Origin of the sequence: Pseudomonas sp. RIT409, from assembly GCF_003052515.2 — a bacterium.
Lineage (GTDB): Bacteria > Pseudomonadota > Gammaproteobacteria > Pseudomonadales > Pseudomonadaceae > Aquipseudomonas.
On the sequence record NZ_QARE02000013.1, the window covers coordinates 110,732 to 134,843 of the forward strand.

General features: G+C 61.8%; 21 protein-coding genes. 5 read left to right on the plus strand and 16 right to left on the minus strand.

The window, feature by feature from the left end:
• Positions 1-12 precede the first annotated feature (12 nt).
• The 13 genes from DBP26_RS17200 to DBP26_RS17260 form a co-directional block, all read right to left on the minus strand.
• Complete coding sequence (locus DBP26_RS17200) at positions 13-2,670, minus strand: sensor histidine kinase KdpD (RefSeq protein WP_108238715.1); 2,658 nt, start codon at positions 2,668-2,670, stop codon at positions 13-15.
• A 157-nt stretch (positions 2,671-2,827) separates the two neighbouring features.
• Complete coding sequence (gene kdpC, locus DBP26_RS17205) at positions 2,828-3,388, minus strand: potassium-transporting ATPase subunit KdpC (protein ID WP_108238767.1); 561 nt, start codon at positions 3,386-3,388, stop codon at positions 2,828-2,830.
• A gap of 74 nt (positions 3,389-3,462) precedes the next feature.
• The gene (kdpB, locus tag DBP26_RS17210; RefSeq protein ID WP_108238716.1) at positions 3,463-5,538 is read right to left on the minus strand and encodes a potassium-transporting ATPase subunit KdpB; all 2,076 of its coding nucleotides are present in this window, start codon (positions 5,536-5,538) and stop codon (positions 3,463-3,465) included.
• A 10-nt stretch (positions 5,539-5,548) separates the two neighbouring features.
• A complete protein-coding gene (gene kdpA / locus DBP26_RS17215) occupies positions 5,549-7,243 on the minus strand; it encodes a potassium-transporting ATPase subunit KdpA (RefSeq protein WP_108238717.1) in 1,695 nt (564 codons plus the stop codon).
• A 5-nt stretch (positions 7,244-7,248) separates the two neighbouring features.
• On the minus strand, positions 7,249-7,344 hold the full coding sequence (kdpF, locus tag DBP26_RS17220; RefSeq protein WP_037009437.1) for a K(+)-transporting ATPase subunit F: 96 nt from the start codon (positions 7,342-7,344) through the stop codon (positions 7,249-7,251).
• Between the two features lie 146 nt (positions 7,345-7,490).
• Positions 7,491-8,543, minus strand: a complete 1,053-nt coding sequence (locus tag DBP26_RS17225) for an AI-2E family transporter (protein WP_108238718.1) — start codon at positions 8,541-8,543, stop codon at positions 7,491-7,493.
• 117 nt (positions 8,544-8,660) lie between these two features.
• Positions 8,661-9,488: a DUF4892 domain-containing protein gene (locus tag DBP26_RS17230; protein WP_108238719.1), complete on the minus strand. Its 828-nt coding sequence runs from the start codon at positions 9,486-9,488 to the stop codon at positions 8,661-8,663.
• A 132-nt stretch (positions 9,489-9,620) separates the two neighbouring features.
• Positions 9,621-10,475 carry an alpha/beta fold hydrolase gene (locus DBP26_RS17235; RefSeq protein ID WP_108238720.1) on the minus strand — a complete coding sequence of 285 codons (855 nt, stop codon included), beginning with the start codon at positions 10,473-10,475 and terminating at the stop codon, positions 9,621-9,623.
• Complete coding sequence (locus DBP26_RS17240) at positions 10,472-11,305, minus strand: alpha/beta hydrolase (RefSeq protein ID WP_108238721.1); 834 nt, start codon at positions 11,303-11,305, stop codon at positions 10,472-10,474. The genes DBP26_RS17235 and DBP26_RS17240 overlap by 4 nt, the downstream gene beginning before the upstream one ends.
• A gap of 110 nt (positions 11,306-11,415) precedes the next feature.
• Positions 11,416-11,859: a hotdog fold thioesterase gene (locus DBP26_RS17245; protein ID WP_108238722.1), complete on the minus strand. Its 444-nt coding sequence runs from the start codon at positions 11,857-11,859 to the stop codon at positions 11,416-11,418.
• A 76-nt stretch (positions 11,860-11,935) separates the two neighbouring features.
• Positions 11,936-12,394 carry a phosphohistidine phosphatase SixA gene (gene sixA, locus DBP26_RS17250; RefSeq protein WP_108238723.1) on the minus strand — a complete coding sequence of 153 codons (459 nt, stop codon included), beginning with the start codon at positions 12,392-12,394 and terminating at the stop codon, positions 11,936-11,938.
• A complete protein-coding gene (locus tag DBP26_RS17255) occupies positions 12,391-12,735 on the minus strand; it encodes a DUF4389 domain-containing protein (RefSeq protein ID WP_108238724.1) in 345 nt (114 codons plus the stop codon). The genes sixA and DBP26_RS17255 overlap by 4 nt, the downstream gene beginning before the upstream one ends.
• 24 nt (positions 12,736-12,759) lie before the next feature.
• Positions 12,760-13,785, minus strand: coding sequence for an NAD(P)H-dependent glycerol-3-phosphate dehydrogenase (locus tag DBP26_RS17260; protein WP_108238725.1), 1,026 nt, complete (start codon positions 13,783-13,785; stop codon positions 12,760-12,762).
• A gap of 263 nt (positions 13,786-14,048) precedes the next feature.
• Between DBP26_RS17260 and DBP26_RS17265 the strand changes: the two genes are divergently transcribed.
• From DBP26_RS17265 to DBP26_RS17280, 4 genes are all read left to right on the plus strand, one after another.
• Complete coding sequence (locus tag DBP26_RS17265; RefSeq protein WP_108238726.1) at positions 14,049-15,962, plus strand: response regulator; 1,914 nt, start codon at positions 14,049-14,051, stop codon at positions 15,960-15,962.
• A gap of 213 nt (positions 15,963-16,175) precedes the next feature.
• Positions 16,176-16,691, plus strand: a complete 516-nt coding sequence (gene fabA, locus DBP26_RS17270; RefSeq protein ID WP_108238727.1) for a 3-hydroxyacyl-[acyl-carrier-protein] dehydratase FabA — start codon at positions 16,176-16,178, stop codon at positions 16,689-16,691.
• Between the two features lie 10 nt (positions 16,692-16,701).
• A complete protein-coding gene (gene fabB, locus DBP26_RS17275; RefSeq protein ID WP_108238728.1) occupies positions 16,702-17,922 on the plus strand; it encodes a beta-ketoacyl-ACP synthase I in 1,221 nt (406 codons plus the stop codon).
• 258 nt (positions 17,923-18,180) lie between these two features.
• On the plus strand, positions 18,181-19,044 hold the full coding sequence (locus DBP26_RS17280; protein ID WP_108238729.1) for a pirin family protein: 864 nt from the start codon (positions 18,181-18,183) through the stop codon (positions 19,042-19,044).
• Positions 19,045-19,168: 124 nt separating this feature from the next.
• Here the strand turns inward: DBP26_RS17280 and DBP26_RS17285 are convergent, their stop codons facing one another.
• Positions 19,169-19,894 carry a dienelactone hydrolase family protein gene (locus DBP26_RS17285; RefSeq protein WP_108238730.1) on the minus strand — a complete coding sequence of 242 codons (726 nt, stop codon included), beginning with the start codon at positions 19,892-19,894 and terminating at the stop codon, positions 19,169-19,171.
• A gap of 75 nt (positions 19,895-19,969) precedes the next feature.
• Positions 19,970-21,874 carry a molecular chaperone HtpG gene (gene htpG, locus DBP26_RS17290; protein ID WP_108238768.1) on the minus strand — a complete coding sequence of 635 codons (1,905 nt, stop codon included), beginning with the start codon at positions 21,872-21,874 and terminating at the stop codon, positions 19,970-19,972.
• Positions 21,875-22,205: 331 nt separating this feature from the next.
• Between htpG and DBP26_RS17295 the strand changes: the two genes are divergently transcribed.
• The gene (locus DBP26_RS17295) at positions 22,206-22,460 is read left to right on the plus strand and encodes a hypothetical protein (protein WP_108238731.1); all 255 of its coding nucleotides are present in this window, start codon (positions 22,206-22,208) and stop codon (positions 22,458-22,460) included.
• Between the two features lie 62 nt (positions 22,461-22,522).
• On the opposite strand, the gene brnQ is transcribed toward DBP26_RS17295, so the two are convergent.
• Positions 22,523-23,836 (minus strand): branched-chain amino acid transport system II carrier protein, encoded by a 1,314-nt coding sequence (gene brnQ / locus DBP26_RS17300; protein ID WP_108238732.1) that lies wholly within the window; start codon positions 23,834-23,836, stop codon positions 22,523-22,525.
• Positions 23,837-24,112: the final 276 nt, after the last annotated feature.

A 24,112-nucleotide genomic window follows, 5' to 3' on the forward strand; every position in this document is an offset into this window, starting at 1 on the left:
CGCAAAGCAGGCTCACAGCGCTTGCTCCGATTCAGCCTGGGGCTGGGCCTGCAGAGGCAGGTGCAGGGCGATGCAGGTACCGCGCCCGTCGATGCCCTCTCCCACGCTGATCCGGCCACCGTGGGCGCCGACCATGCCCTGACAGATGGCCAAGCCCAGACCGGTGCCTTGCCCGCCACGGTCGCCCCGTGCCGCGGTGTAGAACATGTCGAAGATCTTCGCGCGCTCAGCCTCCGGAATGCCGGGGCCTTCATCGCTGACCGCAAACACCAGTTCCTCCGCGGCCAACCGAACGTCCACCTGCAACCGCCCGTGTTGCGGCGAAAACCGCGCGGCGTTTTCCACCACGTTGATCAACGCCTGTTCGATCAGCGCAGCGTGGACATAAAGCAGCGGCAACTCCGCAGGCAAGTCCGTGCTGACCCGCAAGGGCGCCAGCACCGCCCGCAGCCGTGTGAGCGCACTGCCGACGATGTCCCCCGGTGAAACCCAGTCACGCGCCAGTTTCAGCGCACCGTGCCCCAGACGCGTCATGTCCAAGAGGTTCTGGATATAACGGTCCAGCCGCTCGGCCTCATCGCGGGTCCCCTCCAACAGTTCGCGCCGATCCCCCTGCGGGATGGCCTCGCCCAATGCCAGCAGGCTGTCGATGCTGCCGCGCATGGCCGTCAACGGCGTGCGCAGGTCGTGGGACACCGAGGCCAGCAGCGCGCTGCGCAATTGTTCGGTTTCGCCATGCAAGCGCGCCGCCTCCAGGTCTTCAGCCAGGCGAGCGCGGGCCAGTGCCTGGCCCAACGGCTGGCTGAGGGCGATCAGCAGGCGTCGGCGCTGGGCGGTGAAGTCTTCCCCTTGACGCGGCCTGATGCCGAGCAGTGCCAAGGGCGCGTCGTCGACCCACAACGGCAGCCACCACCAGCTCCCGGACGGCAGGGTACCGGTGCCTTTACCCGCTGGTTGTCCGTGCTGCCAGGCCCAATCGGCGGCGGCCCGTTCAAACTCGGCAAACTCCAGCGGCCCGCCCGTTTCGACGGTCCAGCCCTGCGCGGCGTCATGATCGAGAATGCACACCTGCAACTCGCTCCACCCAGCCAAATGATGTTCGGCGGCGCTGAGCACGGCTTGCCGGTCCGTCGCAGCGGTCAGGCGTTTCGACAGGTCGAGCAACTCGCTGGTCTCCTCTTGCGTATCACGCAACGCCTGCAACTGCCGACGCTGGCGGGCCGCGAGGTTACCCGTCAATGCCGCCATCATGAGGAAGAACAACAGCGTCAGCACGTCCTCTTCGCGCTGAATGCTGAATGAGAAATTAGGCGGGATGAACAGAAAGTCGTACGCCAGGAATGAAAGCACCGAGCAGACCATCGCCGGCCCCACACTGCTGCGCACGGCCACCAGCAGGACTGCAGCCAGAAACACCAATGAGATGTTGGGCAATGCCAGCACGCTGGACACCGCCCATGCCAACGCACTGGCCCCGACCGTTGCCAACACCGCCAGCAGGTAATCGAACCAGCGCAACGAGCGCGGGGTGATAGAGCGCGGTTGATCGGGCCGAGCTTCACTGTCGAGCACGTTGATCTCTAGCCCATGAGCGTTGCGCAACAGACGCGCGGCCAGCCCCCCACCGAACACACGACGGCGCAGCAGCGGCCGAGACTGCCCCACCAACACCAGGCTGGCCCGGCGCTCAGCGGCATGCTGGATCAACGTCCTGGCCACTTCCGGCGCCCGCAGCACCACGACTTCGCCCCCCAACCGCTCGGCAAGTTGCTGGGCGTTCTGCAAGCGACTACGGGCGAGTTCATCGAAGAATCGGCCGTTATCGACGTGCACCAGGCTCCAGGGCAAATGCCGGCGCTGCGCGACACGGCTGGCGTGGCGCACCAGCCGCTCGGCCTGCGCATCCCCGTCCACGCCCACCAACAGGCGCCCGCGCACTGCCGGGGCGGCTTGACCCAGTTGACGGTAACCCAGTGCCAAATCGTTATCGACCTGCGCGGCCGCCGTCTGCATGGCCAATTCACGCAATGCGGTCAGGTTGGTCTGGGTAAAGAAGGCGTCGATGGCGGCCCTCGCCTGTTCGGGCACATAGACCTTGCCGTCGCGCAGGCGCTCCAGCAGTTCGCGGGGCGGCAGGTCGATCAGCACCAGCTCGTAGGCTTCTTGCAGCACCCAGTCCGGCAGGGTTTCCCGCACTTGCACACCTGTGATGCCACGCACCTGGTCATTGAGGCTTTCCAGGTGCTGTACGTTGACGGTGGTGTAGACGTCGATGCCTGCCGACAGCAGTTCCTGAATGTCCTGCCAGCGCTTGGCGTGGCGACTGCCCGGCGCGTTGCTGTGGGCCAACTCGTCCACCAGCGCCAGCTTGGGCCTGGCCGCAAGCAGGCCGTCAAGGTCCATTTCTTCCAACATGACGCCATGGTATTCGCAGCGCAGCATGGGCAGCTGTGGCAAGCCGACGAGCAAGGCCTCGGTCTCTGCGCGACCGTGGGTTTCCACCACGCCCACCAGAAGTGAAACGCCCTGGCGCAGTTGCGCGTGAGCGGCCTGGAGCATGGCGAACGTCTTGCCGACCCCCGGCGCAGCGCCAAGAAAGACTTTCAGACGGCCACGGTCGTCGCGGGGAAGAGAGGCCAGCAAGGCATCGGCGCGGGTGTCTGAATTCACAAAGATCCCCTAAAAAAATGGCTCATCCAATGCATCAATGACAGGTGATCACAACCGTTGTAAGAGTGCGCTTGCCCGCGATAGCCATCTGTTTAACCCCCGTTTTTGCCTGACCCGACGCTATCGCGGGCAAGCGCGCTCCTACAGGTTTAGGCTGTCATTCTGCCTGGGGCCGCAACGCACTCAAACCTTGGTTCAACGCCAGCACATTGACTACCGGCGGGCCGATCAGCGGGCTGTAGGTGTTTTCCACCACCAGTTTCTGCACGGTTGCCGGTGGCAGATGCCGGGCGCTGGCGACACGGCTCACTTGGTAATCAGCCGCCGCAGGCGAAAGATGAGGGTCCAGGCCGCTGCCTGATGTCGTCAGCAGGTTCAGCGGCACCGGCCCCTGCCCTTCGACCCGCTCTTTGGCCGCATCGTCGCCGATGCGCGTCGCCAGTGCCGGGTTACTCGGCGCCAGGTTGCTCGCGCCGCTGGCCACCGTCGCGAACGCCCCCGCCGAGGGGCGTGGGTGAAACCATTCTTCGCCCGTAAAATTCTGCGCAATCAATTCCGACCCCCGGACCTTTTCCTGATCGTCATACACCAGACTGCCGTTGGCCTGTCCCGGAAACACCGCCTGCGCGACGCCTGTCACCACCAGCGGATAAACCCCGCCGGTGATCAAGGTCATCAACACAATCAGGCTGACGGCGGGACGCACTATAGTCGACATCATTCATTCCTCAATTCATTTCAGTGGCGGCGGACGGTCACCGCCCGCCGCACTCACGACACCGCGACACGCGGCTAAACCAGGTGCAGGGCGGTCAACAACAGGTCGATGACCTTGATCCCGAGAAACGGCACGACAATCCCGCCCAGCCCGTAAATCAGCAGGTTGCGGCGCAGCAGGTGCGCGGCACTCGCCGCCTGTACCCGCACACCCCGCAGTGCCAGTGGAATCAGCACCACGATGATCAAGGCGTTGAAGACAATGGCCGAGAGGATCGCGCTCTGCGGACTGGCCAGGCGCATGATGTTGAGCACACCCAATTGCGGGTAGATGGCCGCAAACAACGCAGGCAGGATCGCGAAGTATTTGGCCACGTCGTTGGCGATCGAAAAGGTGGTCAGCGCGCCACGGGTCACCAGCAACTCCTTGCCGATCTGGACGACGTCCAGCAGCTTGGTCGGGTCGCTGTCCAGGTCGACCATGTTGGCCGCCTCCCGCGCCGCCTGCGTGCCATCGTTCATCGCCATGCCCACGTCCGCCTGGGCCAGGGCCGGCGCATCGTTGGCGCCGTCTCCGCACATCGCGACCAGACGGCCATCGTTCTGCTCTTGACGAATGCGCTCCAGTTTCTTTTCCGGCGTGGCTTCGGCCAGCACGTCATCGACACCCGCTTCGGCGGCAATGGCAGCAGCGGTCAGGGGGTTATCCCCGGTGACCATCACCGTACGGATGCCCAATTTGCGCAACTCGTCGAAGCGCTCGCGGATGCCCGGCTTGACCACGTCCTTGAGGTGAATCACGCCCAGCAAGGTCTGATCGACCGACACCAGCAGTGGCGTACCACCGGTTTTGGCGATTTTGTCGATTTCGCGGGCCAGGGGCGCCGGCAGCTCCGAACGGTCACGACCGATGAAGGCCAGCAGGGAATCGACCGCCCCTTTGCGGTACACCCGGCCCTGATAGTCCACGCCGGACAACCGCGTCTCGGCGCTGAAAGGCACTGCCGTCAATTGATCTGGCGCGGGCTCGCTCATGGGATGCAGCGCGCGCAGGTACTCAACGATGGATTTGCCTTCGGCGGTGTCATCCGCCAGCGACGCCAGCAGCGTTCCCTCGCTCAGCTCCTTGCCACTGACACCCGGCGCTGCATACACCGCGGCACAACGACGGTTGCCGAAGGTGATGGTGCCGGTCTTGTCCAGCAGCAGCACATGCACGTCGCCGGCGGCCTCCACGGCACGGCCGGACTTGGCGATGACGTTCAGGCGGACCAGACGGTCCATCCCGGCAATGCCAATCGCCGACAACAGGCCGCCGATGGTGGTCGGGATCAGCGTGACCAGCAACGCCACCAGAAACACCAGTGGCAGGTTGCCCACCGCGAAATGAGCGAACGGCTGAAGCGTCACCACTACCAGCAGAAAAATCAGGGTCAAACCGATCAGGAGGATATCCAAGGCCACTTCGTTGGGGGTTTTCTGACGCTTGGCGCCTTCCACCAACGCAATCATGCGGTCGAGGGTCGATTCGCCGGGGTTGCTGCTGATGCGCACCAGCAACCAGTCCGAGACCAGCCGAGTGTTGCCGGTCACCGCCGAGCGATCGCCGCCAGATTCACGAATCACGGGAGCGGATTCACCGGTGATCGCCGCTTCGTTGACCGCGGCGATGCCAGCGATCACCTCACCGTCGCCGGGAATCAGCTCGCCCGACTCGACCCGCACCACGTCGCCCTTGCGCAATGTGCTGGCATTGACCGTGATAAAGGCCCCGGTGGCCCCCTGCAAACGAGCTTTGAGGCCTTCGGTTCCGGCTTTCAGGCTGTCGGCCCGGGCCTTGCCGCGTCCCTCCGCCAAGGCTTCGGCGAAGTTGGCGAACAACACGGTGAACCACAACCACAGCGCAATCTGCACCGCCACGAACGTCGGCACGGCAGGGTTGGGAATCAGGCAGAGCAGCGTGGTCAGAATCGCCGTCAGCTCCACCACCAGCATCACAGGTGCCCGCTGCAACTGACGGGGGTCGAGTTTGACGAACGCCTGGACCAACGCCGGCCGCCACAGCTCGGCGAAACCAGTCTTTACCGAGTCGGCCGCCGGTTCAGGGTGTTTCGGTGCAGCAGCGTTTGGGACAGTAGCACGCATATTCATGATTCGATCCTCAGAAGCCCAGGCTCAGGTGTTCGGCAATGGGGCCCAGTGCCAGCGTCGGCAGAAACGTCAGGCCTCCCACCAGCAAGATGGTCACCATCAGCAGGGTGACGAACAGCGGGCCATGGGTCGGGAAACTGTTGAGGCCAAGGGGCGCGGTCTTTTTCGCGGCCAGGCTGCCGGCCAGTGCCAGCACGGGCAGGATGTAGCCGAAGCGACCGATGAACATCGCCAGGCTCAGCATCAGGTTGTGAAACAGGGTGTTGGCGCTGAATCCACCGAACGCCGAGCCGTTGTTCGCCGTGGCCGAGGTATAGGCGTAGAGCAGTTGACTGAAACCATGAGGGCCGGGGTTGCTCACCGCGCCGGCAGGGCCGGGCAACGAGGCAGCCAGTGCACCGAACACCAGCACGCCGACCGGCATCACGATCAGGGTCGCGACCAGCAGTTTCACCTCTCGGGCTTGCAGCTTCTTGCCCAGGTATTCCGGCGTGCGTCCGATCATCAGCCCGGCGAGGAAGACCGCGATCAGGACATTCAGCAACATCCCGTAAAGGCCCGCCCCGACGCCACCGAAAATCACCTCGCCCACCATCATGTTGGCCAAGGCAATCATTCCAGACAGCGGGTTGAGGCTGTCGTGCATGCCGTTGACCGAGCCGTTGGATGCCGCGGTGGTGGTCGTCGCCCAAAGCACGGTGGCGGTCGTGCCGAAGCGCGTCTCCTTGCCTTCCATGGGCGCCGTCTGCTCGACACCCGCGATGTTCAATGCCGGGTTCGGTTGGTACTCGGCCCACAGCGCGACCGCGCCGCCGATCAGGAACAGCACGAGCATGCAGGCGATAATGGCGCGGCTCTGGCGCATGTCCTTGACGTAGTGGCCGAAGGTGAACACCAGCGCCACCGGGATCAGGATGATCGACACCAGCTCGAACAGGTTGCTCCAGGCGCTCGGGTTCTCGAACGGGTGCGCCGAGTTGACGCCGAAGAAGCCGCCGCCGTTGGTGCCCAATTGTTTGATTGCGATCTGGCTGGCGGCCGGGCCGAGGGGGATCGTCTGGTCGGCGCCTTGCAGGGTGACCGCGTCCACGTAATGAGCAAACGTCTGGGGCACTCCCTGCCACACCAGGAACAGCGCCAACACCAGGCACAGCGGCAGCAGGCCGTAGAGGGTGGCGCGGGTCATGTCGGTCCAGAAATTACCCAGATGCTGAGTCGAGCGGCGCCCGATGCCGCGACAGAACGCGACCAGCACGGCGATGCCAGTCGCGGCGCTGACGAAGTTCTGCACCGTCAGCCCAGCCATCTGGCTCAGGTAGCTCAGCGAGGCCTCACCGCTGTAGCTTTGCCAGTTGGTGTTGGTCACGAAGCTCATCGCCGTATTGAACGCCAGCGACCACTCCATCCCGGGAAGGCCTTGCGGGTTCAACGGCAGCGCGCCCTGAAACAGCAGAATGGCGAACAACACGGCAAACCCTGCCAGGTTGAATGCCAGCAAGGCCAAGGTGTAGGCCTTCCAGTTTTGTTCGACGCTGGGGTCGACCCCCGACAATCGATAGCAGATGCGCTCGACCGGCCCCATCGCCGGACTCAGCCAAGTGCGCTGGCCCTCCATCACCTTATAAAAGAAACGCCCCAGCAGCGGCGCGGGCACCAGCACCAAGGCGAAGAATGCGAGTAACAGCAGGTAGTCGTAACCGTGCATGGTCGTCACTCCTCGACCCGGCCAGCACGCAGCAGCGCCACCAGCAAGTACACGAACAATCCTGCTGCCAGCAGCAGAGACACCCCATCCAGAACGCTCATGAAAAACTCTCCGTCATACGGCGATTACCGTGTGGGAATTGTCTTCATGAGCGGTGTAAAGGAACGAGATCGGGGACGGAGGCCTCGCATAAAGAAAGTGTAAAAATTACTTGGCGACAAACCAATTCAGGGGGCGATCGGGGGCTTTACTTGGGCAATTGTCGGGCACGGCTGTCGCCGGCCCAATCCAGCAACAAACTGTAGGCCACCGCCAGCAAGGTCGGGCCAATGAACAGGCCAATGAAGCCGAACGCCAGCAAGCCACCGAACACCCCCAGCAGCACGATCACCAGCGGCAGGTTGCCGCCCCGGCTGATCAGGTAGGGCTTGAGCACGTTATCGACCCCGCTCACGATGAACGTGCCCCACAAGCCGAGGAACACTGCCATGCCGTATTCGCCCCTCCACGCCAACCACGCCGTGGCAGGGATCCAGATCAGTGGCGGCCCCATTGGCACCAGGCTCAACAGGAAGGTTCCGATCCCGAGCACCAGCGCACCCGGCACGCCTGCAATCAGAAAGCCGATCAGGGCCAGAATCGCCTGGGCTGCTGCCGTGCCGATCACTCCGTTCACGACGCGCTGCACCGTGCCTGCCACCAGATCGAGGTAATACTGCGCCCGGTCGCCGATCAGGCGCTCCAACAGGCTCAGCACGAACGCCTCCAGGCGAGGCCCATCGCGGTAGAAGAAAAACACGAAAACGATACTCAGCGTCAGTTCGAGCATGCCGCTGCCGATTTGCGCGCTGCGCGCCAGCAGCCAATTACCCATCTGACCCAGATAGGGCTTGAGACTGGCCAGCATCGCAGCGCCCTGCTGGTCGATGGTGTTCCAGTAACCCACCAGTCGCTCGCCTACGAACGGCAGGCTGCCCAGCCAGACGGGCGGATCCGGCAAGCCGTCCACCTGTACATCGCGGATGAAGGCCGTGGCATCACGGACGTGATCGGCCAGGTTGAACCCGAGCCAGACCAGCGGTGCGGCCACCAGCAACATCCAGCCAAGGGTCAGAATGCCTGCTGCCAGCGATTCGCGACCGTTGAACCATCGCGTCAACAAACGCATCAACGGCCAACTGGCATAGGCCAGTACGGCTCCCCAGAACAGGGCCGACCAAAACGGCGCCATGACCCACAGACAGGCGCCAAGCAGCGCCAGCAGCAGGATCTGGACCAACAGGCGATCGTTATTGAGCATGAATCATTCCGTACAAATGGAAACAGGAAACGGAAGCATAACGGCGAACATCACCGCGCGCCTTATTCCGACCGCAGGCTCATTGAACTCCCCGAGACGCACGGGACTGCCGCGTGCTCAACGGATGAGCTCGACCACCAGTCCCTGAGTGGGCTTGTTCCCGGATTCCAGCCGCGCACCCCGGACGCCTTTGTCGATCAACGCCTGCCGCCATGCCTCGCTCGTCGGCCCGGAAAGGATCACCCGCAGTGCACTGTCCAGGTTCAAGCCCCTCGACAACAGGGTTATCCAAGGCTCTCTGGGTTCGCCCTTGAGCATGGAAAGGTCAAGATCCCCGGAGCTTTTCAGCTCACGCAGAAGGGTCGCCGACGTGGGCAGCAACTCACCCAAGGGCGCATCGGCCTGAAACTCCTCGACGTGCAACATGGCCCTGCGATTGCCACGGGTGATGCTGTAGAGCGCCACCAGCGTGTCACTGTCCGGCGCCATACGCAGCAGCAAATAGGCCTGTCCATTGTCGGCACCGTACAGCCGGGCGTTGCCGAATACCTCATTGGCCCACAGACTGCTTTCACCGCAATCACGTGCCTGGCACCAGAACAACAGTTGCGCGCCCTGTTGCTGAAATGCTTCGCGGGCGGCCGTGAACGCCTCGTCGGCGGAACGCTCCGGCGGTAATTGATAGGTCACGGAACGGCTGGTGCCTCGGGAAGCCACCTGGCCATCGAAGCGCAATTGGCCACTGATCTTGCGAATCGAGCCGAGAGGGATGATGCGTTCCTGGCTCGTGGCAGGTTTGTAGTCGACGATTTCTGCGTCGGTGGGGCGCGGAAGATTGGGAAAATCCTGACTGCCGGCGACATCCGCCGCCAGACCGGTCGTGACGTAGCCAGCCAAGCCCAGCAGCCAGCCAAGCGAGCACGCAAAACGCTTGGACGCCCTCATGGGCGCGTCATCGAAGGGGACAGCAGGACGGCAAGGGGGCGCAGTCCGGGGCAGCAAAGCAGGTGTGAGCGGTGGTCCATCGGGCAGTCTCCTGTTTCAACCCGCTCAGCCTCGGCAGTTGCGCTGCTCAAGTCAAGGAACGGTGAAGAACCGATTGAAACAGTCTGCAACAGAGGCCGCACCCGCCTCGTCATTCAAATGCAGATGATGGCCGCCCGGCAGGACAGTCACGCCGAACGGCACGCTGCCCAGCAATGACGTGTTCTGCGCCAGCATGCCCGAATCGGCGACGATCAGGTGCACAGGACAACGAATGGCATGGACGAAGGAAAGCGCCTGGACCCGGGTCATGCGCATCGCCGATGGCAAAGTCAGTCGACTGTCGCTGCGCCAGGTGTAACCGCCCGGCACGGGCATCAGGCCCCGTTGGGCAAGAAGCTCGGCGGCCTCGCGACTCACCGCCACCCTTCCCTTCATTCGGGCCTCGATCGCCTGATCCATCTGCGCATACACCGGTTTGCGCTTGCCGGATTGAGCCAGTTGCGCCGTCAGCGCAGCCCCCATGCGCTCGGCGGCTGTTTCCGGCTCGCCAAGAAGAGGCATCAGGCCATCGATGAGCGCCAAACGTTCGATGCGGTCCGGCACCGACCCGGCGAGAATCACCGAAACGATGGCGCCCAGCGAGTGCCCCATCAGCGAGAAGCGCTCCCAGCCCATCTGCTGCGCCACGTGCAGTACATCGTGGGCATAATCGGGCAGCCCGTAGCCCGCCCCCGCTGGCCGATGGTCCGAATGCCCGTGCCCGGCCATGTCCAGCGCCAACAGGCGAAGACCTTTGAGCTTCGGCGCAAGGCGAGCGAAGCTGTTCGCGTTGTCCAGCCAGCCGTGCAAGGCAATGACCGGCTGACCGTCCTGCGGGCCGAACAGATGGGCGGCCAGCTCGATATGGGGCAGGCTCAAACGTATTTCTTCGACCGCACAGCTCATGCGCCCACTCGCCGCTGGGGTGGTACCTGCGCAGCGGCAGGTTCGAGCGCGGCCCAACGGGAAAACAGGGCTTTGAGCATCTTCGCGGTGTCTTCGGGATGTTCCAGCGGGAACATATGCCCGCCAGGTACCGAAAGGTACACTCCCCCGCGCATACGTTTGACGGGCAACGCATGATGACGCCGGACCACATCGCTGCGCTCCCCCCGGACCATCGCCAACGGGACGCGAAGGTGGCGAGCAACGCCAGGGCTGGTGTGCGGTACGCTGCGGTAAATGCTGATTTCCGTGGCCGGGTCGAAACGCAGGCGCAGTTGCTCACCGTCCGGTTGCAAACCGTGCAACAGATAGGCTTCGAAACATTCGGGGTCGAAGCGACGGAACAGGGTCTTCCCGGAAAAGTAATGCCGGGCAGCGTCCAGATCGCTGAATACCTCACGACGGCCCAGCGTCCGGCCTGCCGGGGTGATGCGGTCAATGAAACCGAAACGCTTGGCCGCGCGGATCATCCATTGATCGAAGCGGGTCAGCACCGGCGAATCGAGCATCACCACCCCACGGTACAGTTCCGGATGCCGCAACGCGGCGTGGTAATGAAGCACGCCGCCCAGCGAGTGGCCCACTCCCCACACGGGGTACGGTTGTTCACGAAGGTGGTGAATCAACTCGTCCACCAAATTCGGCCAGTTATCACTGACCGGAAACCGTGGATCATGGGCATGCTGCGCAAGATGGGTGACCTCGAACTCATCTCCCAGCGCCGCGAACAACTTGCCGTAGGTGGCCGACGGGAAGCCGTTCGCGTGGGCGAAAAACACGTGTTGAGTCATGCCTGCACATCCAGAGACCGTGATCAGGCTGCAATTGTGGGCGTGAGCCTGACACAGCGGCAATGACCGGAACTGCCATCGGGGATGACACTCCGGTCACAGCGGGAGTTTTAACGCGCAGGGGGCTGTTCACCCAAAGGCACGACCGCCACGGTCAATCGTGAAATACAACTGGCCTTGCCCTCATCGCTGGTCAGGCGGATATCCCAGACGTGAGTCGTGCGGCCGATATGCACCGGATGCGCTACGGCCGTAACCCGACCCGTGCGCAGACCGCGCAGGTGGTTGGCGTTGATTTCGAGCCCGACGCAGAAGTACTTGGCGGGGTCGATGACCAAGTAGCTGGCGGACGAGCCGACGGTCTCCGCCAGCACTACCGACGCCCCGCCGTGCAGCAGGCCATAGGGTTGGTGTGTCCGGTGGTCGACCACCATGCTGGCAGTGAGAGACTGGTCGTCGAACGCCTCGAAACGGATATCCAGCAGCTCACCAATGGTGTTTCTCTGCATGGCGTTGAGTGCGTCGAGATCGGGGGTGTCGTGCCATAGGCTCATGGGGTTTCCTTTTTATTAAATAGTCCACTGTTGAACGGCTTTCACAGAAGAACATCATCTGCCGGGCCGAGGCGCATCACCCCGGATGCCGCAGACCGATCAGGTTCATCGCCCCCGCCAGCGGAAAGTCGGCTTCCAGTTCGGCAAGGCTTGCGGTGTGCATCCCGGCAGGCTGCTGCACATGGCCATGCACGGCCAGACTGATCAACGAGCCCACCAGCGGCTGATGGCTGACCAGCAGTACATCGTCCGGTGCGTACAGGTCCAGGTTGTCCAGCGCCTGGCGCGGATCGCTGTCCGGTGTGAGCCAGGGCACGGTGACCACGGCATCCGCGAACCCCAGGGCCTGACGGACGCGTTCGGCAGTCTGCTGCGCCCTGACATAGGGGCTGGCAATGATCCAGCGCAAGGGCTCGCCGAGCAGATGCGCCGCGCTGGCGAGCACCTCCTGGCAGCCGTTGGCGGTCAGCTCCCGTTCGGCGTCGGTACGGGCCCGGTACTGCGCCTCCCCATGGCGCAGAATCCACACTTTCATAGCTTGGGTTCCTCGTCACGCACCGGGTGCGCTGCGGCAGGCACGGTGTGCGGTGCTTCGCCTTCCGGTGGGCGTGGAGTCGGCCAGTCGGCGAACGGCCAGGGCTTCTGATCGGTATGGAACGTGCCAAACCGGCCGATTTGAGCCATGAACTGGCTCAGGCTGTCGCCAAACGACATCAGGCTCAGGCTTGGCGCGCCGTAGAACAGCCGGTACGCCAGCTGCACCAGCACCACCACCCCCAGCACGATCACCGCCACCTCCCACACCACAACAAAGAGCAGCATCCATACGATGCGCAGGAGGATCGATTCGTGCTGCTTGAATTTCGATTCGTTCACGGGCTTCTCCAGAGAAGAGAGGGATCAGTTGAAATCGCCGGTCGAAATGAAGTCGACGTCGGTTTTGGGCTCGGCGCGCATCAACAACTCGATGACCTGCTCCAGCGTCCGGCCTTCGAAAAGAATCGCATGCAGTCCTGCCACCAAGGGCATATACACCTGAAGCTCCTGGGCTTTGGCCTTGAGCACCTTGAGCGTATTGACACCCTCGGCAACTTCGCCCAGCCGGGTCACTGCTTCGTCCAGCGAGAGCCCTTGGCCCAAAGCGAAGCCGACCTGGTAATTGCGGCTCTTGGGCGACGAGCAGGTCACGATCAGATCGCCGACGCCCGCAAGGCCGAGAAAGGTCATGGGGTTGGCGCCCTGACTGACGGCGAAGCGGGTCATTTCAGCCAGGGCGCGGGTAATCAGCATGCTCTTGGTGTTCTCCCCCATCCCCAGCGCCACCGCCATGCCCGCAATGATGGCGTAAACGTTCTTCAGCGCGCCGCCGAGCTCGACACCAAATCGGTCGGCGCTGGCGTAGACCCTGAAAGTGCGGCCATGCAGCGCGGCCTGGACCGCCTGGCACAATGCTTCGTCTTCACTGGCCACCACCGTTGCGGTCAGCGCATGTTCGGCAATCTCACGGGCCAGATTCGGCCCGGACAGCACCCCGATGCGAGCATTCGGGGCGATGTCTTCGAGAATCTCGCTCATCAGCTTGAACGTCTGGGCTTCGATGCCCTTGGTCAGGCTGACCAGCATCTTGCCGGTCAACCGCTGGACATGGGGGGTCAACACGCTGCGCAGCGCACTGGACGGCAGCGCAACGAAGATCAGTTGACTCTGGCTCAGAACGCTCTGCAGGTCAGTCACCGGCTCGACGGCCTCGAGCACCTTGATGCCCTTGAGGTAACGCGGATTCTCGCGGTTCACGCGAATCGCCTCGGCCTGCTCGGGGTCGCGCATCCACTGCAGGACCCGGTGGCCATTGCCGGCCAGCAGGTTGGCCACGGCGGTGCCGAAACTGCCACCACCCAAAACGGCGATCGGTTGCTGTTGGGTCATAAAACCATCCATCTAGAGCCATCGAAACTGGCGATGGCAGCATTATACGGAGCGCCGGGCTCGCCACCAGCGGCAAAACACGCTCCCACGGATCAGATAGCAAGCACCCTACTCTTCACGAGGAAAATCCCGACGGCTCGGTTAAGATGCGCGCTCCGAGTGAAAATTCCACCCCGCCGCCGATGAGCTATCGTAAGAGCGCTTTCAATGAGAATCGTACCCACGATGACCTGTGAGACACCCTTGACCTCGGGAGTCCGGCTTTGACGGCGCAACGCGGCTGGAACATCAGCACCCGCACGCAAATCCTCAGCCTCGGTCCGGCCTTGCTGTTGACCCTGTTGCTGATCAGCTTTTTTACCGTGGTGCGCATTCAGGACCTGCGTCAGGAACTGACCCACACGGGGCAATTGATTGCCAACCAGCTGGCACCTGCCTCCGAATACGGCGTCATCGTGGGCAACGAGGACGTGCTGGAGAGCCTGATGAAGGCCACCATGAGCACGCCGCATGTGCGCTTTCTTGAGGTTCAGGACAGCACGGGCAAGGTACTGGTCCATGTCGAGCAGGCGACCGACTCCACGCACTCACGCCAACTGGAGGTGTTCCAGGCGCCTATACGCCTGCAACGGGTCAAACCGGCGGATGAGCTCGATGATCTCACCAGCGTCCCGGTCGAAGATTACCTGGGCCGCGTCTTGGTCGGCATGTCCAGTGATGCGTTCAACATCAGGGAGCAGGAGATTCTGCTCAAGGCCGGCATTCTCGCCCTGTTCGCGCTTCTGTTTACCTACATCCTGGCGCGCCGCTTGTCCCTGAGCCTGTCCCAACCCATCAGTGCCATGAGCGATGCTGTCAAAGGCATTCAGCATGGCGATTACACCGTACCCCTACCCGTTGCGGACGACGCCGAGCTGGGTGACCTGGCGCGCCACATCAACAACCTCGCGCTGGGCCTGGAAAAAGCCAGCCGCGAGCAGAAAAAAGCCATGGACGAACTGATCAGGACCCGTGAGGAAGCCGAGCGCGCGAACAATGCGAAGTCGGAATTTCTGGCGATGATGAGCCACGAGTTGCGCACCCCGATGAACGGCGTGCTGGGAATGCTCCAGCTCATGGAAACGACTCGAATGACCGAGGAGCAGGCCGAGTACGCGGCACTGGCCACCGAGTCCACCGAGCATCTGCTGCGCGTGATCAACGATATTCTGGACTTCTCCCGGTTCGAACGGGATGCCCTCGAGTTGGAGAATATCTCCTTCAACCTGGCGGACCTGATCGCCACGTCCGTGCAGGCATTTGCCCACAACGCGCAACAGCGCGGTCTCGCGCTGGAGCTGGATTTGCCTCCAGGCATGAATCTGCTGCGCGTCAAAGGCGATCCGACCCGGATCAGACAGATACTGGTCAACCTCATCGGCAACGCGTTGAAATTCACCGAATTCGGCAGCGTGAGGGTCGAAACCGCCTGGCAGCAGACGGACAGTCAACATGTCCTCTTCACTTGCGCCGTGCGGGACAGCGGCATCGGTATTTCGGCGCAGTTGCTTGAATCGATGTTCGACGCGTTTCAACAGGCGGACAATTCCATTTCAAGACGTTACGGAGGTACGGGACTTGGGCTGCCCATCGCCCGTAACCTGGCCGAACGCATGGGCGGCTCGTTGCTGGCACAGAGCAGCGAGGGCATCGGTTCGGTGTTCACGCTGCGAATTCCGCTGCTGCGCGTGGCTCAAGAAGACCCTTCCCCTCCGCCAGGTGCAGTGGGCGAGCTGCCGCAAGAAGGCGACAGCAGCGTTCTGCTGGTCGAAGACAACCCCGTCAACCGCACCGTGGTCGAGGCGATGTTGCGTAGCCTGGGGCTGCAGGTCAGCGTGGCCGGTGACGGGGCACAGGCAGTCAGCATGGCCAGCAAGGAAAAATATGCGTTGATTCTGATGGATTGCCGCCTGCCGGTCATGGACGGCTATGAAGCGACACGCCGGATCCGGGCACTGCCAGGACTGGAGAGCCTGCCCATCATTGCGCTCACGGCCAACGCCCGGCATGGCGATCGGGATCTGTGTCTGCAGGCGGGAATGAACGATTACCTGGCCAAACCCTTCAAACGCACTGATTTACAGCAGGTTTTGCAGCGCTGGCTGACCATTAAGGCATCTGCGACTGGCGATAAATGATAAATTGCGGCAGTCTTGTGTGCCGTGATCGACCCGTGCAGCCGCGCGGACGGACGATTTCAGTGTACAGGTGTACATTCATTTCACTTGTGCTGTGACTTTCACTACAACGCAATAGTCTATGGGTAGGCTGCCAGCGCCGGGGAAACCCGCTGGCCAGATTGGGTCAAACATAAGCCACACCCAGCCGCACAGGATTATCGAGGAGCTCGCATGACCAAACAAAACGCCTTTACCCGGGAAGACTTGCTGCGCTGTAGCCGCGGCGAGCTGTTCGGCCCGGGTAACGCGCAACTGCCCGCCCCCAACATGCTGATGATGGACCGCATTACCCACATCAGCCAGGAAGGCGGCAAGTTCGGCAAAGGTGAATTGGTCGCCGAACTGGATATCACTCCAGACCTGTGGTTCTTCGGCTGTCACTTCGAAGGCGATCCGGTGATGCCGGGCTGCCTGGGCCTCGACGCCATGTGGCAACTGGTCGGTTTCTATCTGGGCTGGCAAGGTCTGCCGGGCCGCGGCCGTGCGCTGGGCTCGGGCGAAGTGAAATTCTTCGGCCAGGTCCTCCCGACCGCGAAAAAGGTCACCTACAACATCCACATCAAGCGCGTCCTCAAAGGCAAGCTGAACCTGGCCATCGCCGACGGTTCCGTGGCCGTGGACGGTCGCGAAATCTACACCGCCGAAGGCCTTCGCGTCGGCGTCTTCACCTCCACTGACGATTTCTAAGGGTATTCGCATGCGCCGTGTCGTTATCACCGGTCTGGGCATTGTTTCCTGCTTGGGCAATGACAAAGAGACCGTCTCCGAAAACCTGCGTAAGAGCCGCCCGGGCATCCGCTTCAACCCGGAATACAAGGAAATGGGCCTGCGCAGCCAGGTGTCCGGCTCCATCGACCTGAACCTGGAAGAACTGATCGATCGCAAGGTCTATCGCTTCGTCGGCCATGCCGCTGCCTATGCCTACCTGGCGATGGAGCAGGCGGTCAAGGATTCCGGCCTGACCGAAGACCAGGTGTCCAACGTACGCACCGGCCTCATCGCCGGGTCGGGCGGTGCTTCGACCCTGAACCAGATGGAAGCGCTGGACATCCTGCGCGAAAAAGGCGTGAAGCGCGTCGGCCCTTACCGCGTGACCCGCACCATGAGCAGCACCGTGTCGGCCTGCTTGGCGACGCCGTTCAAGATCAAAGGCCTGAACTACTCCATCGCCTCGGCTTGCGCCACCAGTGCACACTGCATCGGGACGGCGATGGAACAGATTCAGATGGGCAAGCAGGACATCGTCTTCGCCGGTGGCGGTGAAGAGGAGCATTGGAGCCAGTCGTTCCTGTTCGACGCCATGGGCGCGTTGTCCAGCAAGCGCAACGAGACCCCTGAGAAGGCGTCTCGCGCCTACGATGCCGACCGTGACGGTTTCGTGATTGCAGGCGGTGGCGGAATGGTCGTCGTCGAAGAACTGGAGCACGCTTTGGCCCGTGGCGCCAAGATCTACGCCGAGCTGGTCGGCTACGGTGCGACCTCCGACGGTTACGACATGGTCGCGCCAAGCGGCGAAGGCGCCATCCGCTGCATGCAGCAGGCACTGTCTACCGTCGACGGCACCATCGACTACCTGAACACCCACGGCACCTCGACCCCGGTCGGCGACGTCGCGGAGATGAAAGGCGTGCGTGAAGTGTTCGGTGCCAACGCACCGGCCATCAGCTCCACCAAGAGCCTGTCGGGTCACTCCCTGGGCGCCGCAGGCGTTCACGAAGCGATCTACTGCATGCTGATGATGGAAGGCAACTTCATGGCCGGTTCGGCGAACATCGACGAACTGGACCCCGAAGTGGCTGACCTGCCGATCCTGACCAAGACCCGCGAAAATGCGGACATCAACCTGGTCATGAGCAACAGCTTCGGCTTCGGCGGCACCAATGCGACCTTGGTGATGAAGCGCTGGACCGGCAAGTGATTGTCGCCCCCTGCGCGGCCCGTCAATGAAGAAGGCGCCTTTCGAGGCGCCTTTTTTATTGCCCTGACCACTGCCCCGGTGATCCCCATTGACGACTCAAGGGCGAGCAGCGACGTGGACTGATGTGCGCCTCCATCGGCAGATGGCGCAACCATTCGACTTCCCACGCGATGAGTGGCGCGCAGCCTGAGCACACGCGGACCAGACGGATGTTCCTGTGCCTTGTATGCTGCACATACGTCCCACGAGAGCCATGAAATGCTGACCATAAAACCCCGCGCCGAAGACGTCGAAGGGCAGCCGATCCTGCGTCCCCTGCCGAGCGCCCAATGCCGCAGCGTCGGACCCTTCGTGTTTTTCGACCACATGCTGAAAACCACATACGCGCCAGAAAGCGGAATGGACATCCGTCAGCATCCCCATATCGGGCTGTCGACCTTGACCTACCTGTTCGAAGGCGAAATCCAGCACAAGGACAGCCTCGGCAGCGATCAACGCGTCAAGCCAGGCGATGTCAGCTGGATGACGGCGGGCAGCGCCATTGCCCATATCGAACGCACCCCGCCCGACCTGCTGCAGAGCGGGTCTCGCTTGCACGGCTTGCAGGTCTGGCTGGCATCCCCAAAGGCCCATGAGCAAGGGGCCGGTCACTACAGCCACCACCCCGCTAGCAGTTTGCCGGTGAGCGACGCTATGGGCATTACCCTGCGCATGATCGCGGGCACCGGTTTTTGCCTCGCCTCTCCCGTCCCGGTGTTGTCGCCGACGCTCTACGCCGAACTGAAGATGCAAGCCGCCACCACTTTGCTGATTCCGACCGAGCATGAGCAGCGCGCTCTGTACGTAATCGACGGCGACATGGCACTGGATGGCGAACCGGTTCCCCTTCGAACTCTGGTGGTGCTGGAAGCAGACGCGGAGCCCGTCTTGTGTGCCAATGAAGAATCCCACGCGGTACTCATCGGTGGCGCGCCACTGGACGGCCCGCGGCGGATGAACTGGAACTTCGTTGCCAGTGATCAGGCGCTCATCGATCAGGCAAGGGCCAAATGGGCGGTGGGTGACTGGCCGACGGTGCCCGGAGAAATCGAACGGATCGAACTGCCGCCCGCTCGCAGATGAGCTGACGGCAACGACGGGGACCCTGCAGCCGCACCGCTCGCCGATGGCAGCGACCTTCAGGGTGCCACCGTTGGCGAGCCGTGCCGCTACGGCGGCGGTAGGACGCCGCTACAGCGGGCGCCTCTCAATGGGCGAAGACTTCATCCAGCAGGTTATGCATCGCGGTGAAAGCACGCTTGGAAACGGTTGGGTTATACATCTGCACCCCCGGGTTGTTGGCATGTGGGTCGGTGAAGGAATGAAACGCCCCGCCGTAGCTCAGCAGTTGCCAGTCGACCTTCGCTGCGTTCATTTCCGCTTCGAACGCCGGCAATTGTTCCTTTGGCACCAACGGGTCGGACGCACCGTGCAGCACCAGTACCTTGCCCTGGATGTTCTTCGCATCCGCCGGGTGGGTGGTATCCAGCGTGCCATGGAACGACACCGCAGCCTTCAACGGCGCGCCGGTGCGGGCCAACTCCAGGGCACAGCAGCCGCCAAAGCAGAAGCCGAATGTCGCCAGGCGACCGGTATCGACGGCCGCCACCGACTGCGTGGTGAGCTGATCGAGGGCGGTACGCATACGCTTGTTCAGCAGCCCACGATCATTTTTCAAAGGCAGCATGGCGGCCATGGCTTGATCGGCGTTGGTGGGGCGTACGTTCTGCCCATACAAGTCCGCCAACAGCACCACGTAGCCTTTACTGGCCACTTGCTTGGCAATTTCCTCAGCGTCTTCGCTGACCCCCATCCAGTTGGGCGCCATCACCAAGCCGGGCAAGGCTTTCGCGCCTGGACTGAACACCAGCCGGCTTTCGTAGTTTTGCCCATCAATCGCGTACACCAAGGACTGCACGGTCACGTCGTTCATTGCTGACTCCTGCTACTGAAAATGGCTAGATCAAATGACAAAACCCGCCGAAGCGGGTTTTGGCGGGTTTCAATGTTAAGCCGAAAGCTCGACCAACAACTTGTTCAAACGGCGCACGTAAGCGGCCGGATCCTTCAAGCTGTCGCCCGCAGCCAGCGCCGCCTGATCGAACAGGATGTGCGACAGCTCGCCGAAGCGGTCTTCGCTCTGTTCGTTGTCCAGTTTGTCGATGAGCGGATGCGTCGGGTTGAATTCGAAGATGGGCTTGGAATCCGGAACCTTTTGCCCGCTGGCTTCCAGGATCTGACGCATCTGCAGGCCCAGATCCTGCTCACCAATGGCCAGAATCGCAGGCGAATCGGTCAGGCGATGGGAAACACGCACTTCGCTGACGGCGTCGCCTAGTGCAGTCTTCAGGCGCTCGATCAAACCCTCTTTGTCCTTGGCAATTTCTTCCTGGGCCTTCTTGTCCTCTTCCGAGTCCAGCTTGCCGAGATCCAGGTCACCGCGGGCCACATCGACGAAGCCTTTGCCGTCAAAGTCGCTGAGGTAGCTCATCAACCATTCGTCGATACGATCGGTCAGCAGCAACACTTCGATGCCCTTCTTGCGGAAGACTTCCAGGTGCGGACTGTTCTTGACCTGCGCGTAGCTTTCACCGGTGAGGTAGTAGATCTTGTCCTGACCTTCCTTGGCGCGGCCGAGATAATCGGCCAGCGCAACGCTCTGTTCGCCGCTGTCGTCGGAGGTCGAGGCGAAGCGCAGCAGCCCGGCGATCTTTTCCTTGTTGGCGAAATCTTCGGCCGGACCTTCCTTCATGACTTGACCGAAGTTTTTCCAGAAGCCTTTGTAGTCCTCCGGCTGGTTCTTGGCCAGTTTCTCCAGCATGTCCAGCACACGCTTGGTCAGGGCCGACTTCATCGAATCGATGATCGGGTCCTTTTGCAGGATCTCGCGGGAAACGTTCAACGACAGATCGTTGGAATCCACAACGCCTTTGATGAAACGCAGGTACAACGGCAGGAACGACTCGGCCTGGTCCATGACGAACACACGCTGCACATAGAGCTTCAAGCCCCGTGGCGCTTCGCGCTGGTACAGGTCGAACGGCGCACGCGCCGGTACATACAACAGCGAGTTGTACTCCAGCTTGCCCTCGACCTTGTTGTGGCTCCAGCTCAGCGGGTTTTCGAAGTCATGGGCGATGTGCTTGTAGAACTCCTGGTACTCCTCATCCTTCACTTCGGTACGAGGGCGGGTCCACAGGGCGCTTGCGCGGTTGACGGTTTCCCACTCTTGCGCGGGCTCAGGCTCGCCTTCAACGGCAACCTGCTCTTTGGGCAACTCGATCGGCAAAGCGATGTGGTCAGAATATTTCTTGATGATGTTACGCAGGCGATAGCCGTCGGCGAATTCGTCTTCACCGCTCTTCAGGTGCAACACGATGCGGGTGCCGCGCTCGGCCTTCTCGACCGTCGCCACCTCGAACTCACCCTCGCCCCGAGACGACCAGTGAACACCTTCGCTTGCGTCGGTGCCGGCGCGACGGCTGAAGACGTCGACCTTGTCGGCCACGATGAACGCTGAATAGAACCCCACACCGAACTGGCCGATCAGGTGCGAATCCTTTTTCTGATCGCCCGTGAGATTTTTCATGAAATCGGCGGTACCGGATTTCGCGATCGTACCCAGGTGCGTGATGACGTCATCGCGGTTCATGCCGATGCCGTTGTCTTCCAGAGTGACGGTCTTGGCAGCCTTGTCGAAGCTCACGCGGATCTTCAGCTCAGCGCCGCCTTCGAGCAACTCGGGCTTGGAGAGCGCCTCGAAGCGCAGCTTGTCCACCGCGTCAGAGGCGTTGGAAATCAGCTCGCGGAGGAAAATTTCCTTGTTCGAATACAGCGAATGGATCATGAGGTGCAGCAGCTGCTTCACCTCGGTCTGGAAGCCCAGGGTTTCCTTTTGAGTTTCCACACTCATGGTCATCAAACTCCAATCAGTCCACACGAATAGGGGGCCGCCCCAAGAACCCGACAGCACAGGGCCGGACGGCGGGTTGTCATGAAGGTGGGGTCGAAACAGTGGATTTCAAGGGGACCGAAGCGACGAGCGTCGAATCTTCGCGAGCAACTAGCGGCGTTAACGCAAACGTTTGGAACTGCAACAAGCGCAAAAACGTTTCATCAGATACCTCCTACAAGATGGCGTGTCGAGTCTGAAGAAATGCGCTGTTAATTCACACTAAAAATGGAACCAATTTAACGCGACCGCGTTCGAAGGCACGTTGATGATCAATAAGGAGAAACACCCCATGCGTAAGACTTTAGCCATTGCCCTGATGCTCTCTGCCACCCTGGGCCTCGCTGCCTGTGACAAGAAATCCGAAGACAAACAACAGGATGCGAACAAGGCTGCCCAGCAATCCCAAGAGTCGATGCAAAAGGCTCAAGAAAAAGTGAACGACGCGGCCAAGGAAAGTCAGGAAGCTGCGCAAAAGAACGCTGAAGCCGCTCAAGAGCGCGCGAAAGAAGCGAACGAACAAGCGCCTGCGACAACTAAGCCGTAAGTTCCAAAGTTTCAAAAAAATAAAGCCCGACTCGTCGGGCTTTATTTTTTAGTGCATCACGCTCAAGCCAATGCCTCGCCACGCTTGCCAATGACGCGATCAATCACGAACGCAGCGAACAGCGTGATCAACGATGGCACCAGCCAGGCCAGCCCCTGGTCGCTCAGAGGCAGATGGGCCATCACGTCCGGCAAGTAGGCGTCGAGCCCTGCCCCCTTCACTGCATCCACCATTCCGAACACCAGTGACACGGCCATCACAGGCGCGACAATCCGGCCTTGAGCATGCCAGAACGCTTTGCAGAAGCTAAGCGCGACCAAGGCGATGCAAGGTGGATAGATGGCGGTCAGGACGGGAATCGAGAAATGGATCAGATTCGTCAGCCCCAAGTTAGAGACCAGCAGCGAGAAGCCAGCCAGAAGCACTACCAGCGTCTTATACGACAACGGCAACAAGCGGCTGAAATACTCTGCGCAGGCGCACGTCAAGCCAACCGCGGTGACCAGGCACGCCAGCGAAATCAGGACAGCCAGAAAGCCGCTGCCCATTGAGCCGAAGGTATGCTGCACGTAGGCATGCAGCACCGCCGCGCCATTGGTCGCGCCAGCCGCCACGGCATGGCTCCCCGAGCCAAGGCGGAACAGACTGATGTAGACCAGCGCCAGGCCGACCCCGGCGATCAGCCCGGCGATGATGGCGTAGCGCGTGATCAACCGCGCAGAATCCACGCCCCTCGAGCGAATGGCGTTGACGATGACGATGCCGAACACTAACGCACCGAGCGTATCCATCGTCAGGTAACCGTTGATGAAACCCTGGGAAAACGGCGCGGCGACATAGGCCGGTTGCGCCGTGCCGACGTCGCCTGCGGGCAGCGCAAATGCGGCAATCCCGAGCACTGCCAGTGCGATGATCTTGAGCGGTGCCAGGAAGCGCCCCACGGTGTCGAGCAACCGGCCCGGATACAGCGAGATCCAGAACACCAGCAGGAAATAGACAAGGCTGTAGAGAAACAAGGCCAACGAGCTCTCGCCGGTCAGCGGTGCAAGGCCCACTTCGAACGAAACGGTCGCTGTGCGCGGCGTCGCGAACAAAGGCCCCACCGAGAGATAGCACACGGCAGCGAGCACCGTGCCCGCCACGTTACCGATGGGGCTGCTGAGCGCGTCCATCGCGCCTCCCACCTTGGCCAACGCAATGACCGTGACGACCGGCAGGCCCACGGCAGTCACCAGAAAGCCCAGCGCCGCCATCCACACATGAGGACCGGCCTGAAGGCCGACGATAGGAGGGAAAATAATATTGCCAGCACCCACGAACAACGCGAACGTCATGAAGCCAAGCGCCAGGATGTCCTGACCTTTCAACACTTTCATCGAAGAAACCACACTGCAGAATCGGAATTAAGAGGAGATTTCCCAATGGGTCGAGGGAAATGCTGCCCATCCTTTTAAGACAGGCCCTTAGGAGCGTGACCGCTCCTTTTGGGAGCTGGCCGAGCAAAACGGCGGCTAGCCTACCCTATTTGCCGCTCCAACACAGGGCAGATCGACCAATGCATGCACATTCATGTCGCATTTCGGAAGTTTCCTACATATTTCGCAGATTCACTTGTCGGAGCGCGTTTGCTCGCGGCTATAACCGTTCCGTCG

Bases quoted from the DNA above. Each gene is read 5' to 3' on its own strand.
- kdpC (WP_108238767.1), bottom strand. From the start codon at position 3,388: ATGTCGACTATAGTGCGTCCCGCCGTCAGCCTGATTGTGTTGATGACC.
- kdpB (WP_108238716.1), bottom strand. From the start codon at position 5,538: ATGAATATGCGTGCTACTGTCCCAAACGCTGCTGCACCGAAACACCCT.
- kdpA (WP_108238717.1), bottom strand. From the start codon at position 7,243: ATGCACGGTTACGACTACCTGCTGTTACTCGCATTCTTCGCCTTGGTG.
- kdpF (WP_037009437.1), bottom strand. From the start codon at position 7,344: ATGAGCGTTCTGGATGGGGTGTCTCTGCTGCTGGCAGCAGGATTGTTC.
- DBP26_RS17225 (WP_108238718.1), bottom strand. From the start codon at position 8,543: ATGCTCAATAACGATCGCCTGTTGGTCCAGATCCTGCTGCTGGCGCTG.
- DBP26_RS17230 (WP_108238719.1), bottom strand. From the start codon at position 9,488: ATGAGGGCGTCCAAGCGTTTTGCGTGCTCGCTTGGCTGGCTGCTGGGC.
- DBP26_RS17235 (WP_108238720.1), bottom strand. From the start codon at position 10,475: ATGAGCTGTGCGGTCGAAGAAATACGTTTGAGCCTGCCCCATATCGAG.
- DBP26_RS17240 (WP_108238721.1), bottom strand. From the start codon at position 11,305: ATGACTCAACACGTGTTTTTCGCCCACGCGAACGGCTTCCCGTCGGCC.
- DBP26_RS17245 (WP_108238722.1), bottom strand. From the start codon at position 11,859: ATGAGCCTATGGCACGACACCCCCGATCTCGACGCACTCAACGCCATG.
- sixA (WP_108238723.1), bottom strand. From the start codon at position 12,394: ATGAAAGTGTGGATTCTGCGCCATGGGGAGGCGCAGTACCGGGCCCGT.
- DBP26_RS17260 (WP_108238725.1), bottom strand. From the start codon at position 13,785: ATGACCCAACAGCAACCGATCGCCGTTTTGGGTGGTGGCAGTTTCGGC.
- fabA (WP_108238727.1), top strand. From the start codon at position 16,176: ATGACCAAACAAAACGCCTTTACCCGGGAAGACTTGCTGCGCTGTAGC.
- fabB (WP_108238728.1), top strand. From the start codon at position 16,702: ATGCGCCGTGTCGTTATCACCGGTCTGGGCATTGTTTCCTGCTTGGGC.
- DBP26_RS17280 (WP_108238729.1), top strand. From the start codon at position 18,181: ATGCTGACCATAAAACCCCGCGCCGAAGACGTCGAAGGGCAGCCGATC.
- DBP26_RS17285 (WP_108238730.1), bottom strand. From the start codon at position 19,894: ATGAACGACGTGACCGTGCAGTCCTTGGTGTACGCGATTGATGGGCAA.
- htpG (WP_108238768.1), bottom strand. From the start codon at position 21,874: ATGAGTGTGGAAACTCAAAAGGAAACCCTGGGCTTCCAGACCGAGGTG.
- DBP26_RS17295 (WP_108238731.1), top strand. From the start codon at position 22,206: ATGCGTAAGACTTTAGCCATTGCCCTGATGCTCTCTGCCACCCTGGGC.
- brnQ (WP_108238732.1), bottom strand. From the start codon at position 23,836: ATGAAAGTGTTGAAAGGTCAGGACATCCTGGCGCTTGGCTTCATGACG.